Consider the following 13,403-nt stretch of genomic DNA (forward strand, 5'->3'; position numbering starts at 1 on the left):
CTTACATTATGATAATGATTATAACTGTCAACAAACTTCTGACCCGCGTATCAGGCGGATCAGGCAACACCAACACGGAGGACGTCATGCGTATTATCGGGATAGCCGCAGTGATTGCGGTGTTTGCAGCCGGTGCGGCTCAGGCGGAGGTCAAGTATCCGTCGCGGCCGATCACCATGGTGGTCGCGTTTTCGGCGGGGGGAGGCACCGACACCGCCGCGCGCATGATCGCGAAGGATCTGTCGGTCGAGCTGGGCCAACCCATCGTCATCGAGAACCGGCCCGGCGCCGGGGGCGCGATCGGCGCGGAGACCGTCGTCCGCGCGGCACCAGACGGATACACGTTGCTGTTCGGCTCGGGATCAGAGCTCGACGTGTTGCCGGCCGTCAAAGCCGTCGCGCCCTACGATACGCTGAAGGATTTCACGCCGATCGCACAGATCGGAACCGTCGCGTTCCTGCTTGCTGTCAACCCGGCCGTGAAGGCCAACACGGTAAAGGAGCTGATCGATCTGGCGAAGCCGCCTCATGACATCACCTACGCATCCTATGGTGTCGGCTCGACCAACCACCTGATCGGCGCGGCATTCGCGCACAAGACCGGCGCGAAGCTGGTCCATGTGCCTTATAAAGGCAGCGCGGCGGCCGCCACCGATCTGCTCTCCGGACAGGTCCAGATCGCTTTCGATACCGTCTCCTCGATGATGCCTTATGTGAAAGACGGCAAATTGAGAGCATTGGCGACGCTGTCTCCCACGCGCTCGACCCTGGCGCCTGACCTGCCGACGATGGCGGAGAGCGGTGTTTCGGACTTCGTCTTCGAAGGATCGCTCGGCATGCTGGCGCCGCGCAACACGCCTCCGGAGATCGTCGAACGGATCCATGCGGCGGTTTCGAAAGTGCTGCGATCGCCGGCTCTGGTCGAGGCCTTCCGTCAGCGCGGCGTTACGATCGTCGATCGCGGGCCGAAGCAGTTCGGCGACTTCCTGAAAGCCGACATTCAGAAGTGGAAGCGGATCGCCCACACCGCGCAAATCCAGCTCAAATGAATCGAAAGGCGCCCGAGATATTCGATCTCGGGCGCCTTAATGGTTTGGCTTCAACTATCTTGCTTCGGGCGGCCCCAGCCCGTTCACCGGTTGAGAAACTCCTGTAGCACCGCGTTAAAACCGGTCAGATTGTCATCGTGGACGTAGTGGGTAGCGCCGGGCACATCGATCGTCTCAATGAGCGGATTGCGGCGGCGCATCTCCGCGGCAGTGGCGGATGACAGAAAATCCGAATTGGCGCCGCGGATCAGTAAGGTCGGCATGGCGAGAGCTTCGACGTGCGGCCACAGATCCACGGATGGCGTTGCGTCGCTCAATCGGGCTCGGGCAATGCCTTCGGCGTCGTGGCACCAAGAGAATCTGCCGTCATCCTCCCGCTTCAACGAATGCGCGACGCGCGACTGAAGGGCCTCCGCGGAAACTGCGGGACGCAGCTTGCGCCAGAACGCGGTGGCCTCCTCGATATTCGCGAAGGACGACGGCGTCTGTTGCAGTTCTTGCCTGATGCGATCCGACCCGTTTGAGCTGGCTGACGCGCCGGGGCCCATATCCGCGATAATCAGCGCGGACAGTCGTTCGGGATGCCGCGCCGCGTAGACGATCGCATTGGCCCCTCCCATGGAGTGGCCCAGCAGAACGAAATTCTTGAGCGACAGCCGATCGACCAGCGCCTCGAGATCGCGAACATAGGCGGCCGTGTGATAGTTTCCTTGCGGATCCCAATCGCTGGATCCGCGACCGCGCTGATCCAGCGCAATCACGCGCCAGTCCGGCAACAGCGGCAACGCGACCGGCTCCCAGGTGTATCCATAGCTGCGCAAGCCGTGCAACATCACGATAGCGGGCGCCTGCTCCACGCCCCATTCCAGGAAGCGCAGCTTGAGGCCTTCGCTTTGCACCCAGCCTTCGCGGGGCAGATCCGTCATTGTGCCTGTCATGTCTGGTCAGCCATCAATTGAGACCGTCTTCGCCGCGAATCTCCTCGGCGCGCAGGCCGCCGAGACGCGCGTGGAGGCGCCCTCTGCTGGCTACGGCAAAGGCAACGATCACTTCGTCGCTCGACGGCCCGTCGGGAAACTGCGCGGTGATCGTATCGTAGTGTGAGCGGACATAGAGCGCATCCTTGTGCGCCAGCGGAATGTCGATCGAGGTGCCGGGCCCGCCGCGCTTGCCGCTGGATGGGATCCAGGCCTTGCCACCGCCGACGGATTCGCGGACCGGCTCGGCAAAGATACTCGTCAGGAACGCATTGCCATGTTCATACTCGCCATCGGCGCCGACGATGGCCGCCTTGCCGTAACTCTCGACCTGGTTGGACCCGAGAAGCGCCCGCATCCTGCGTCCGAATTCCGCACCCAATGCAGGCGAGTCCGCAACGATCAGGTCGAGGTTTTCGCTGAACACGCCGGCATAGGGGTTCGCGATCGCAGCCGCCAACACATACTTCAGAAGCGGGGCGCCGTCCGCCAATTGTCCGCTCTCATTGGCAAGGCTCTCATCGACCTGCGTGTACCATTTGCGGATATGATACTCGGCAAAGTTCTTTGGCTTTTTCAAGAACAGCTCCTTTGAATTCAAATCCGGCAGCCGTCATTGGCAAACCGCAAGAAGGGGGGCAATTTTGCATTGCCCCCCTGAGGTCCGGGGACGGGTCCGTTACACGTCGGATTTTGCATGCGCCTTGAGCGGCGCGGCGACCGGCGTCCAGGCAACCGCGGTGATCTCGCTGAAGTCACGCCATTCCTTTTCCCAGGTCCGGCCGGCATCGCGGGAGACGAAGAGATTGCCGTATTTCGTGCCGGCGTAGATCAAGTTCGCATCCGCGGCGTGCGCGCCGAACGCCCACACGGTTGAGTTCGGGGTCTGCTTGAAATTGGTCAGTTCCCAGCTTTCACCCCGATCGGCCGATCGATAGATCCGCGTCTGGATGCCCGGCGTGCCGTCTCCGATCGCCAGCAACAGGTCGTTGCCATTGCCCGGCAGCGGCAGGATCGTGCGCGTGTAGTACAAGCCTTCAAACCGCTCCTTGGACGGCTCACCGGACCAGGTCTGGCCGTCATCGACGCTGCGATAGGCCGTATTCACGGTGAGGACGAAAGTCGTCTTGGGCGCCGACGGCGTGGCCGAAGCGATGGCGATCGCATGAATATCGGAATGCCGGATGGTTTGGTCGGCGCCGTCAAGGCGCACCCAGGTCGCGCCCGCATCGTTGCTACGCCACACACCGCCCTCTTCGAGCCCGAACCAGACTTGGCGGCCATCATCGGGATCGACACAGATCGTCAGCAGTCTCGGCCGATTGACGCCCGCGCAGAACTCGGGGAACTCCTCGACGACACGCGTGAAGGTCTCGCCCGAATCGGTCGACTTGAACAGCGCCGCCCGCGACGGCGCGCCGGTTCCGGCATACAGCACGGTCGGGTCATTGGGATCGACGGCGAGGGACCAGACCGTCATTCCCTGGATCGGCCCGTTGGCGCGCCGCCAATGCGCCCCCGCATTCTCGCTGATACAGACGCCGCAATCGGCCCCGGCATAGATACGCTGCGGATTCTTGGGATCGACCGCGAGCGAGCGGACGATGCCGTCGAACTCGATCGGTTCGCCCAAGCCCAAGCGGTGCCACGTGGCCCCATTGTCATTGCTGCGCAACATGCCCTGGCCCGCCGTTGCGACGATAATCGTACTCTTCATCAACGCTCCCCTTAGATATTCATTTTCTCATATTGCAATAAAATCTCAATCTCAACTGGAAGTAAAGCGAACTTTTGCGAAGGCCCGTCGCGGCGGGCGGCCCCTTTTCGCCGCGGCCACCGATGCCATTCGCCGCTCGAGTCACGGCGTTGGGCCAAGTTCTTTGCTCGTCGGCGTCTGTCGAATGAGAGGTGGCCGGGCTTCGCGCAGACGGCCCGGTTGGCAAGGTCGAGATTGCCACGCGAGAGCCCCCCTCTGAGGCAGCGCTTTGGGAGACCTGACCGGACTGGGGATGGATTATTGGGTTTGGCTCGCTCGAGAGCGTCGGACTGAAGCGTCCTCGTCACCCGCGCCGAAGCCTTCGGCCGGCCTCGGCGGCAGAAACCTCATCGTTCAGCCGGCCGGAATTGAGCCTTGCCGAGCGAGAATGATGATGATGTACCGCAGGCTGTCGATGCCGGAAATTCGTGCCGATCTCATCGACGCGAGGGAGGCCGGACGGATCCTCCTTAAAATCGCACTTACGTGTACCACCGTCAGAGACGCCGAGATTTGAAGAAAGCGGCGTGAGGACGAGCAATCCTGAGCAGCGGAAACCTTGCCTAAAATCTTTCCGCTGGCTTCTCGAAGCAGCGCTAAGTGAGCAGATCGCCCTGAGCCCCTCCAGGCAGCGTGGTCAGTTGTCGAGAGTTTTCCACTTTAGTATTTTCATGGTCGGCCGACCGATATGGCGGTGCCGGCGCGGCAAGGTAAAAACGCCAGCTTTTCGGCGTCGTGAGGGCTTCCGAGATCCCAGGAACCGACGATGACGTCACCCGCATTGCGCGGTTTTACCAGGTAGATGGACGGCGCTGATCGGCAGGAAGGCTCTGAACCCGCGCGCCGGTCGATCGCCGCCTATTAGGTCATTCCGACACTCGGGAAGCGCATTGGGGGCGGTGTGCCGATCCCGGCCGGCCGCCCCCACTCATTCAACGCCGCATCGATCTCACATGGACGGGCGGCCGGCTACCCGGATTCTATTTCGCTCTTTCACGAGCGGCGGCCTGAGCAATGGGCAGGAAGCGATTGGTGACGAACTCCTCGATCGGCGGCGCTTTGGTGATCAGCCCCTGGTCCAGGAAGGTCTTGATGTAGGCGTCCAGGCTCGGCACATCGATTTCCGACGGAACACCGCTCATATCGAACGACCGGCCCAGCACTTCGAGCTCCTTCAAACCGATCTTATGGGCTTCGGCTTCGGACCCCTTGGGTTTGGCGGACGGATTGACCTGCCAATAGACATCCAGCGCTTGAGTGGGGTTATCGTGAATCGCCTCCAGGGACTTTTGGATCGCACGCGTAAAATGGGCGAGCGCGTTTGGCATCTTCTGGATCGTGTCCCATGTCGTGAAATAGCCGCCGTCTCCCACCTTGCTGAGGCTCGGGGGCCGCCAGTAGGTGAGCTTCATGTCCGGGGCGGCGGTCTCGATCTGCGCATAGGCTGCGTCCCACAGCGACAACGCGTCCACCTGACCTTCCTTCAGAGCGCTGATCGCCCGCTGCCCGGTGCCGACCGGCAGGAATTTGAGGCTGGCGGGATCGATGCCGGCGTCTTTTGCTACAATCTTAGCGATGATGAGGCCCGTGCTGCCCATGCTGGAGACGCCGATCGTCTTGCCCGCGAGGTTCGCGGGTGAACTGATCTTGCCACCCCCGGGGACCGCCACCGAGTAGATCAGACTGCGATAGATCTGATAGAAGAGGACGCCGTTGAGTCCCTTCTCGTAACTATGGATGAGCGCCTCCGGCGTCCCACTCATGACCTGCGCTTGCCCGGTGTTGATCGCCTGGATGGTGACGGAGTCGCCGTGGGAATAGTTGATCTCGACGTTCAACCCCTCTTGGTCGAAGAACCCCATTTTCTGGCCAACGTACAACGGCAGATATCCGATGTTCGGCACCGGGCTGGCCCCTTGCACCACGAGATTCTTCTGCTCGGGCGCCTTGATCTCATTCGGAGCTGGAATCGCGCTGGCCGCAGCCGGTGCGCCGATCGCGCTGCTGCTGTAGCCTCCGACGCCGAGGCAAGCGATCAACAACATCGTCCGCGCGCTGAAAGAATTGTACCGATTCATCTGCATAAATCCCTTTCTACTATCAGAGCCTGTGGGCAGGATTGCATCGTTATCGTTGGGCGGTCTTGCTGTCTGAGCTTTGAGACCAAAACGCGAACTTCCTCCCCATGGCATTGATGAGGAAATGCAGCGCCGAACCCATCGCAGCCAGGAAGAACAGAACAGAGAACAGTCCCGGCGTATCGAAATTTGTCTGGCGAATGATCACCAGGCTGCCGAGACCGTTTGGCGAGCCGAGAAACTCAGCGACGACGGCTCCGATCACGGCGAATACCGCAGCGACATCGAGCCCGGCGAAAATGTAGGGCATCGCGTTCGGAATTCGGACCCTGACCAGCCGCGTCCACCAGTTTGCGCGGAGTGCACGCATCAGGATGAGCTGCCTCTCGTCACCGGCCTTGAGCCCCGCGATCACGTTGACGACCACTGGAAAGAACGCCACCAGCGCGGTGATCATGAACTTCGATGTATGCCCGTATCCAAACCAGACCAGGATGAGGGGCGCCATCGCGATCTTCGGCATCGCCTGAAACGCCACCACGAAGGGATACACGGACCGCTCGACCAGCGGATGCACGATGAGGAGAGGCCCGATCAAAATGCCCATCACCGCCGCGATGAGAAAGCCGACCACCACCACGTAAAGCGTCTGCAGGAACTGGCCGGACCAGAAGTGCGGATCCGTCATATCGCGCCAGATGGCATGCGCGGTCGCTGCGGGGGTCGGAACGAGGTAGGCAGGCAGCAGGCCCAGGGCCGTGATCATCTGCCAGACGATCACGCACAAAATGAACAGACCGAAGGACAGCGATGCGGAGACCGCAAGATCGAGCAATCTTTCGGTGCGATCCGATGAGCCGGATTTAGTGGACATGGCGACCGAGCTCCCGATGAATTTTACGAACGATGCTGTCGAACTCGGGTGACTCGATCATTTCCGGCCCGCGCTCAGCCGGCAGATCGATGTCGATGATGGATCGGATTTGGCTGGGCCGGGCGCTCATGACCACAACGCGATCGGAAAGGAAGACGGCTTCCGCAATGGAATGCGTGACAAAGAGCACCGACTTGCGCGCCACGGTGCGGATCCTCTGCAACTCGATATTGAGGGTTTCGCGTGTGATCGCGTCGACCGCGCCGAACGGCTCGTCCATCAGCAGAAGTTCGGGGTCGTGGATCAGCGAACGGGCGATCGCAGCTCGCTGCTGCATACCGCCCGAGAGTTCGCGCGGATAGGCGTCGCCGAAATTGCCCAGCCCGACCAACTCCAGCAATTGGGCTGATCGTGGCCGATAAACGCTCTTGGGAACGCGCAAGACCTGCGCTGGCATCTCGACATTCTGCCGGATGGTCAGCCACGGAAACAGAACGGCATCCTGGAAGACCATTCCGAACTCCTCGGCTCGGATCGGACGATCCTCACCTCGCACAAGCACATGCCCGGTCGTCGGCTTTAGTAGGCCGCCGGTGACATGCAGAAGAGTCGACTTGCCGCACCCCGAGGGGCCTATCAGCGAAACGAACTCTTGCTCCGCGAGCTCAAGATTGACTTCACCGATTGCCAGCACGTTTCCGCCCCGACGCGTCGCGTAGGTCTTCGAGACGCCCTTCACCGAAATGAGCGGCTCGCGGCCGGGCGATGCCTGGATCGCCACACAGCTGGCAGTATTGCCGACGTTCATCTGGACGCTCCCGTCGATCGCGGCGCGCGCTGGCCGATCGCCGCCGTCGAGGCCGCCACCTTGTCGCTTAGCTGGGCAGGCCGATGGAAGAGCAGCCAGTCGGCAGGGCAGCCGGCAGGAGGGGGACCGGAGCAGGAGATTCCTGTAATTCTGCGCATCGTGAACTACTCCTTCGAGCCGACGGACGGCAATCGGCGGCCGGGCACATCCCGACGCATCGGCCTGCGGACGCAGGGATTGTCCGCGGCAAGACGTTTCCGCCATTATTCTAAGAACACGATATTTTGACATTCACTCGCATGCAAGCATAAAACTCGTTCGCAAGTGCAAAACTTGTAAGCAAGCGGATCGAGAAGCAAAGAATGCCGCGGCGCCGTGCGCTTACCGAAACCAAAAATGGCGCGAGGTCGGCGTCGGAGCCCAGATCCTTCGGGATCTGAAGATCACGTCGATCCGTCACCTCACGTCCTCGACGCATCACTTCATGGACCGGCAGGCTTTGGCATCGAGATCACCCGAAACGAAGCGCTCTCATCCAGCCAGCGGCGATTCGAAAGCCCATTGATTGCGTCACGCACGTCAGGCATCCGGCGAAGTCTACAAATCCATCTCTGGACCCCGGACTGGCTGGGGCACAGACGTCGGTGTGGAAGCCCCCGTTCCCCGGCCGAATTGCAAATCGGCCTCGATCTGCTCGCGTTGAGGCAATCCTCCGCTCACGACGACCCAGCGAGCGGGCCTGAACTTCAAGAGCTTCTGCCACTGCTCTCGCGGCATTCCGCTGGCTGGCGCGTGGTAACGAGAAGCTTAAACCTCACGACGCTCACGTCCTTCTGGCGGCGATCGACAGGGGTTATGGACGCCTTCAGGCGGCCGTCCACGCTATCCTTGAGAAGCCGCTGCTGCTGAGAGAGATCGAAATCCCTTTTCCTATTCTCACTGATTCTCCATGGACGCATTCCGGGCTTGCGGGCAAATCCCGGCCGCGTCCTCGGTCTCATGTCCCAGGAGCCTCCGCAGCAGCTGGACCACTTCGGGATTTCGCGTCAGCCGCGCGCACGCACGCACGTGAATGATGTCGGCTGCTAGATCAAAGCCCCAGCACGGCCTTGGCGATGATGTTGCGCTGGATTTCGTTCGACCCGCCATAGATCGACACCTTGCGGTAGTTGAAATAGGCCGACGCTATCGGGGAGGCCCAATCGGCCTCGTCGTCCGGCAGGAAGGGTAGCGCGAACGGGCCCGTTACTTCGAGCAGCAGTTCGGTGAGTGTCTGCTGAATTTCCGAACCCTTGATCTTGAGAATCGAGGACGCCGGATCCGGCTTGCCCTTGCCACGCTTGCCCTCCGCGGCAACGACGCGCATCTGCGTCAGTTCGAGCGCCTTCAACTCGATCTCGGTGGCGGCCAGCTTCTGGCGGAATTGCGGATCCTCGATCAACGGACGACCACCGGAGATGGTCTGCAAAGCCAGCTCCTTGATGCGGGCTACCCGCGCCAAGGAAATGCCGACACGTGCAATATTGACGCGTTCAAGACCAAGCAGGAGCTTGGCGTAGTCCCAGCCCTTGTTTTCCTCTCCGACGAGGTTCTCCACCGGGACCGCGACATCGTCGAAGAAGACCTCGTTGATCTCGACCCCACCATCGATCATCCGAATGGGCCGGCAGGTGATGCCCTTCGATTTCATGTCGATCAGGATGAAGGAGATGCCGGCCTGCTTCTTTGCAGCCGGATCGGTGCGGCAAAGGCAGAAGATCCAGTCCGCATGCTGCGCGAGGGTGGTCCAGGCCTTCTGGCCGTTGACAATATAGGCGTCACCCACCCTTTTTGCCGTTGTCTTAAGTGAGGCGAGGTCCGAGCCGGCGCCCGGCTCGGAGAAGCCCTGGCACCACCAATCGTCCATGTTGGCGATACGCGGCAAGAAACGCTTCTGCTGCTGCTCGTTGCCAAAGGTGTAGATCACCGGGCCAACCATGTTGGCGCCGAACGGCAGCGGCGACGGCGCAGGATGTTTTTGCAGCTCCTCTAGAAAGATGTACTGTTTCGACGCTCCCCAGCCGGTGCCGCCATGCTCTACTGGCCAATGCGGCACGCTCCAGCCCTTCCTGTTGAGGGTGCGTTGCCAGGCCACCAATTCGTCCTTGGTGATGTGCCGCGTTTCCACCAGCTTACGGCGCACCACCGGATCCACATTATCCCGAAGGAATGCACGTACTTCATCGCGGAACGCGAGTTCCTCCGGGGTAAAGTTCAGGTCCATCGCTAAAACGATCTCCAATATGGCGTGAACGGATTGCGGCGTCGGGCAACAGGACATTCGTCCTGTCGCCACGCAACGGCGACAGGACGATGAGTTGCAGATGTGGTCGGGGGACGAGGCTCGCCTAGTGCGGCATCACCGCCGCCGGCTCCCGCCTGATCCAGAAGATGTATCGCCTGCCCGCAAAGCGTGTGATGCCGTGCAAGGTCATGCCGATCGCGGACAGGATGATCAGGATGGCGAATACGCCGGCCATATCCAGATTGAAATTGTAGCTCATGATCAGGTAACCGAGACCGGCCTGCGCGCCGACAAACTCGCCAACGATGGTTCCGATCACTGCCAGCACAGACGCGATTTCAAGGCCGGCAAAGATCAGCACGAGCGCGGAAGGTATGCGTAGACGCAGCAGGGTCTGTAGGGGCGTGGCCCCGTAGGCCTTCATCATGTCCAACTGGTCGCGATCCGTGGAATGAAACCCGGAGATCACGCTCACCAAGATTGGGAAGAAGCAGATCAATGCGGTGATTACGATCTTCGACGTCAGCCCATATCCGAACCAGATGACGAGAAGCGGCGCAACCGCCACCTTGGGCACCGTCTGCAGGGCGACGAGATATGGATAGACCAATCTTTCCACCGTCGGCACCAATGACACCAGCGCGCCGACCACGAGCCCGGAGATGATTCCCACGAAGAATCCGATCAGTATCTCGCTCAAGGTAACCCCGAGATGCGGCCAGATCGCGCCTTCGGCGAACATGCGATACAGCCGAATGACGACGCCGCTCGGCGCCGGCAGCACCAGCGGGGAGACTTCAAAAATGCGACAGACGCCTTCCCAGATCGCCAGCAGGACAATGGCGAGGCCCGTGACTTGGAGGTTTTGCAGAAGTTTCGCCACCCGCGCGTTTTTCATAGCGCCGTCACCATTGGTGCTTCCGAGCCAAATATCGTGCGGATCTGATCGCAGATTTCGCCGAACCGCTTGTTCGCCATCGTTTTCAGACTTCTCGGCCGCTCGATATCGACGTCGATGATTTCGGATATCCGCCCGGGCCGCGGCGACATGACGACGACCCGGTCGCCAAGCAAAACAGCCTCGGGAATGCTGTGCGTGATGAACAGAACGGTTTTCTTTTGTTCGGAACACACCCGCATCAGTTCGACATTGAGGGATTCGCGAGTCATGGCATCGAGCGCGCCGAACGGTTCGTCCATGAGCAGGACCTTCGGCTCGCGCATCAATGCGCGACAGATCGCGACACGTTGCTGCATCCCCCCCGACAATTCGAATGGATATTTTCTCACAAAGTCGGAGAGTCCCATGAACGCCAGCAGGCCCTCTGCCCTGCGTCTGGTCGCCTCGGAACGATCTTTCTTGAGGTGAGGCGATAACAGCACGTTGTCGAGCACCGTGATCCAAGGCAAGAGAAGTGCTTGCTGGAAGACGATGCCGACATCGGAACGCGGACCTCGAAGGATTTCGCCGTCAAAATCGACGACCCCCGATGTAACAGACGTCAATCCCGCGAGAATACGCAGCAAGGTCGTCTTGCCGCATCCGCTCGGCCCGACTACGGAGATGAATTCGTCTTCCTTGATATCGAGATTGACTTTGGCCAGGGCCGTCACGACATCGCCGGAATGCGAGGCGAACTTCTTCTCGATGTTCTCGATCTTGATAAGTGCTCGACGTTGGTCCGGCGTCGAATGATCGGGCGCTCTGAGGGGCGAAAGCTGCATGAATGGATCTCGTTCACTAAAGGGCGACCCGTCATTGTTCTTCCGGGCCGGCGGTTATGAGCGGCAGGTCACTGTAGCGACTTGAGGTCAAAATCCTTTGCTTGCTTCACGATCTTCGCGTGATCGTAATTATTGATCTCATCCACGAATTCGCGTGTGAACATCCGTGACGCCGGAACCGGCTTGCTGATCTGTCCGCCCTGCAACAGAAAGTCACTGAGTTCACTCCAGCGGGATTCGATGAACTCCGCGCGCTTGTCCCCGAGTTGCTCATCGGTCCACCCGTCCAGGGTCGAGATCATCTTCAGGCCGCGCTCGAGCTTTTGCTCCGGCGTGCCTTCCGTCGGCTTGCTCTCGGGGTGAACCTTCCAGGTCAGCAATACGCAAGCCGGGCGATTGGCCAGACAGAAGTCGAGGCCCTTTGCCAGGGCGCGGCCGAAGCCGATCAGGAGTTTCGGCTGTTTCTTGATCGTATCCCTCGTGGCCAGCAATGATACATCCGGCAGCAGGGCGAGCTTCTTGTCGATCGGCAACTGACGGACCGGTGTCCCCGCAATCGCGAAGGTGACATTCGCGGTCTCCCAGAACACGATGGCGTCCACCACCTTCTGCTTGATCGCGGCCATCGCCTGGGCGCCCGCCCCGATCGGCACGAAGGTCACGTCGCGGTCGGGATCGAGACCGGCCTCACGCAGATAGGCCTTCCCGTAGTTCATGCCGGCGCTTCCGAGCGCGGTGACGCCGATCCGCTTCCCCTTGAGTTCGGCCACGGCATGGATTGCGCTGTTCGCGGGCACCGAGATCGACCAGATATTGCGATATTCGACGCTGGAAAAGTACTGCAGATCGAGCGACGCGGCTGCGCCCTCCTGCATGGCGATGACAGCCTGGGCCGGGCTGGCCCATCCGATAAGCGCGTTGCCGCTGGCTACCTGGATGGCGACCTCGTTGGAGCCCGCGACCAGAAGGTAGGTGACGTCGATTCCTTCCTGATCGAGATAGCCCAGATACTTGGCTGCTAGGAATGGAGCGATCGCCTCATTGGCGTTTCGCTGCGGCAGCAGAACATTAATTTTGTCTGCTGCAACGGCGTTTCCCGCCACCAACGTCGTCGAGATGGCGAGCAAGAGCGTGAAAACCTTGTTCATCGTCGGCCTCCCCCAGTCACTATTTAATGATATCTCGCAGGCTAGTTGGATTATCACTCGTCTACAAGCTATATGTTTGTACACGAGCGATGAAGCTTTGATCAAATCGACGCAATATTTGGGCAAAGATTGCATCTAGCGTGCATTCACCGGCTCGCCTCACCCAGACGAGCCGGCACGAAAAGCCTCGACCGCAGGAATGGGTCAGCTAACCGTCGTCACGCGATTGATCGACGCGAAGGAGGCGCCTTCTCTTGCAAGACGCCCAAGTAGCGTGGTCGGCTTCAGCGCCGGTTCGGCGAAGCTCTGCGCGTAGAATTCAAGCCGCTCGACAATCGTCTTCAGAACTTGGTCCGCATAGAATATCGGTCCGCCGCGATGGGTCGCCATCCATAGCCATTCAGCCAGATCACATCGATATCGCACCGGGGGAGCCGCAATGTTCGCTTCGAGCGATACGTGCACCTTCGTTAATCGCGTAGCGCTGTGCCTTGGATTGGTCGTCGGAATGCAGCTTCAAGAAGCACTCGCGCTCTTTCTTCAACGCTTCCTCAAACGGCATGTCGAGCGACCAGCTCACGGCCTTTGCGCAAGCCAGCGGCGCAATCAACCCTGGCGACTTCCGGGTGGCTGCTGCCGCAGCCGCCGTGAAGAGCGTACGATCGGCTCTGTCGCTCGGGCTCGCTCGAAGGCAACACATTCCC

General features: G+C 60.5%; 13 protein-coding genes and 1 pseudogene. 2 read left to right on the forward strand and 12 right to left on the reverse strand.

The features are described 5' to 3' along the window. The first annotated feature begins 86 nt into the window (after positions 1-86). The gene (locus RBJ75_RS17250; RefSeq protein ID WP_044408332.1) at positions 87-1,049 is read left to right on the forward strand and encodes a Bug family tripartite tricarboxylate transporter substrate binding protein; all 963 of its coding nucleotides are present in this window, start codon (positions 87-89) and stop codon (positions 1,047-1,049) included. An 83-nt stretch (positions 1,050-1,132) separates the two neighbouring features. Here the strand turns inward: RBJ75_RS17250 and RBJ75_RS17255 are convergent, their stop codons facing one another. From RBJ75_RS17255 to RBJ75_RS17280, 6 genes are all read right to left on the reverse strand, one after another. Beyond that, on the reverse strand, positions 1,133-1,975 hold the full coding sequence (locus tag RBJ75_RS17255) for an alpha/beta fold hydrolase (RefSeq protein WP_276156512.1): 843 nt from the start codon (positions 1,973-1,975) through the stop codon (positions 1,133-1,135). 25 nt (positions 1,976-2,000) lie between these two features. Further along, positions 2,001-2,606, reverse strand: a complete 606-nt coding sequence (locus RBJ75_RS17260; protein ID WP_044405293.1) for an amino acid synthesis family protein — start codon at positions 2,604-2,606, stop codon at positions 2,001-2,003. Between the two features lie 99 nt (positions 2,607-2,705). Next, positions 2,706-3,743 (reverse strand): WD40/YVTN/BNR-like repeat-containing protein, encoded by a 1,038-nt coding sequence (locus RBJ75_RS17265; protein WP_044405280.1) that lies wholly within the window; start codon positions 3,741-3,743, stop codon positions 2,706-2,708. Positions 3,744-4,762: 1,019 nt separating this feature from the next. After that, positions 4,763-5,860 (reverse strand): ABC transporter substrate-binding protein, encoded by a 1,098-nt coding sequence (locus tag RBJ75_RS17270; protein ID WP_160297904.1) that lies wholly within the window; start codon positions 5,858-5,860, stop codon positions 4,763-4,765. A 49-nt stretch (positions 5,861-5,909) separates the two neighbouring features. Continuing rightward, positions 5,910-6,734, reverse strand: a complete 825-nt coding sequence (locus RBJ75_RS17275; protein WP_044405284.1) for an ABC transporter permease — start codon at positions 6,732-6,734, stop codon at positions 5,910-5,912. Beyond that, positions 6,724-7,542 (reverse strand): ABC transporter ATP-binding protein, encoded by an 819-nt coding sequence (locus RBJ75_RS17280; RefSeq protein WP_080900842.1) that lies wholly within the window; start codon positions 7,540-7,542, stop codon positions 6,724-6,726. Before RBJ75_RS17280 ends, RBJ75_RS17275 begins: the two co-directional genes overlap by 11 nt. Positions 7,543-7,849: 307 nt before the next feature. Here RBJ75_RS17280 and RBJ75_RS17285 point away from each other — a divergent pair. Continuing rightward, positions 7,850-8,079 (forward strand): annotated as a pseudogene (locus tag RBJ75_RS17285) (hypothetical protein); the annotation flags it as partial. A 553-nt stretch (positions 8,080-8,632) separates the two neighbouring features. Here the strand turns inward: RBJ75_RS17285 and pimC are convergent. The 6 genes from pimC to RBJ75_RS17315 form a co-directional block, all read right to left on the reverse strand. Continuing rightward, positions 8,633-9,805, reverse strand: a complete 1,173-nt coding sequence (pimC, locus tag RBJ75_RS17290; protein ID WP_044405287.1) for a pimeloyl-CoA dehydrogenase large subunit — start codon at positions 9,803-9,805, stop codon at positions 8,633-8,635. Positions 9,806-9,929: 124 nt separating this feature from the next. Continuing rightward, the gene (locus tag RBJ75_RS17295) at positions 9,930-10,724 is read right to left on the reverse strand and encodes an ABC transporter permease (protein ID WP_044405289.1); all 795 of its coding nucleotides are present in this window, start codon (positions 10,722-10,724) and stop codon (positions 9,930-9,932) included. After that, the gene (locus RBJ75_RS17300; RefSeq protein ID WP_044405291.1) at positions 10,721-11,551 is read right to left on the reverse strand and encodes an ABC transporter ATP-binding protein; all 831 of its coding nucleotides are present in this window, start codon (positions 11,549-11,551) and stop codon (positions 10,721-10,723) included. The genes RBJ75_RS17295 and RBJ75_RS17300 overlap by 4 nt, the downstream gene beginning before the upstream one ends. Positions 11,552-11,619: 68 nt before the next feature. Continuing rightward, positions 11,620-12,699: an ABC transporter substrate-binding protein gene (locus RBJ75_RS17305; RefSeq protein ID WP_044405292.1), complete on the reverse strand. Its 1,080-nt coding sequence runs from the start codon at positions 12,697-12,699 to the stop codon at positions 11,620-11,622. Positions 12,700-12,903: 204 nt separating this feature from the next. After that, on the reverse strand, positions 12,904-13,089 hold the full coding sequence (locus RBJ75_RS17310) for a hypothetical protein (protein ID WP_044407855.1): 186 nt from the start codon (positions 13,087-13,089) through the stop codon (positions 12,904-12,906). Between the two features lie 19 nt (positions 13,090-13,108). Further along, positions 13,109-13,309: a hypothetical protein gene (locus RBJ75_RS17315; RefSeq protein ID WP_152647641.1), complete on the reverse strand. Its 201-nt coding sequence runs from the start codon at positions 13,307-13,309 to the stop codon at positions 13,109-13,111. Between the last annotated feature and the right edge of the window lie 94 nt (positions 13,310-13,403).

This window comes from Rhodopseudomonas sp. BAL398, from assembly GCF_033001325.1.
Lineage (GTDB): Bacteria > Pseudomonadota > Alphaproteobacteria > Rhizobiales > Xanthobacteraceae > JARJEH01.

Excerpts from the sequence above, each read along its gene's own strand:
- RBJ75_RS17305 (WP_044405292.1), bottom strand. The coding sequence starts at position 12,699 with ATGAACAAGGTTTTCACGCTCTTGCTCGCCATCTCGACGACGTTGGTG.
- RBJ75_RS17250 (WP_044408332.1), top strand. The coding sequence starts at position 87 with ATGCGTATTATCGGGATAGCCGCAGTGATTGCGGTGTTTGCAGCCGGT.
- RBJ75_RS17270 (WP_160297904.1), bottom strand. The coding sequence starts at position 5,860 with ATGAATCGGTACAATTCTTTCAGCGCGCGGACGATGTTGTTGATCGCT.
- RBJ75_RS17300 (WP_044405291.1), bottom strand. The coding sequence starts at position 11,551 with ATGCAGCTTTCGCCCCTCAGAGCGCCCGATCATTCGACGCCGGACCAA.
- RBJ75_RS17265 (WP_044405280.1), bottom strand. The coding sequence starts at position 3,743 with ATGAAGAGTACGATTATCGTCGCAACGGCGGGCCAGGGCATGTTGCGC.
- RBJ75_RS17275 (WP_044405284.1), bottom strand. The coding sequence starts at position 6,734 with ATGTCCACTAAATCCGGCTCATCGGATCGCACCGAAAGATTGCTCGAT.
- RBJ75_RS17295 (WP_044405289.1), bottom strand. The coding sequence starts at position 10,724 with ATGAAAAACGCGCGGGTGGCGAAACTTCTGCAAAACCTCCAAGTCACG.
- pimC (WP_044405287.1), bottom strand. The coding sequence starts at position 9,805 with ATGGACCTGAACTTTACCCCGGAGGAACTCGCGTTCCGCGATGAAGTA.
- RBJ75_RS17310 (WP_044407855.1), bottom strand. The coding sequence starts at position 13,089 with ATGGCGACCCATCGCGGCGGACCGATATTCTATGCGGACCAAGTTCTG.
- RBJ75_RS17255 (WP_276156512.1), bottom strand. The coding sequence starts at position 1,975 with ATGACGGATCTGCCCCGCGAAGGCTGGGTGCAAAGCGAAGGCCTCAAG.
- RBJ75_RS17280 (WP_080900842.1), bottom strand. The coding sequence starts at position 7,542 with ATGAACGTCGGCAATACTGCCAGCTGTGTGGCGATCCAGGCATCGCCC.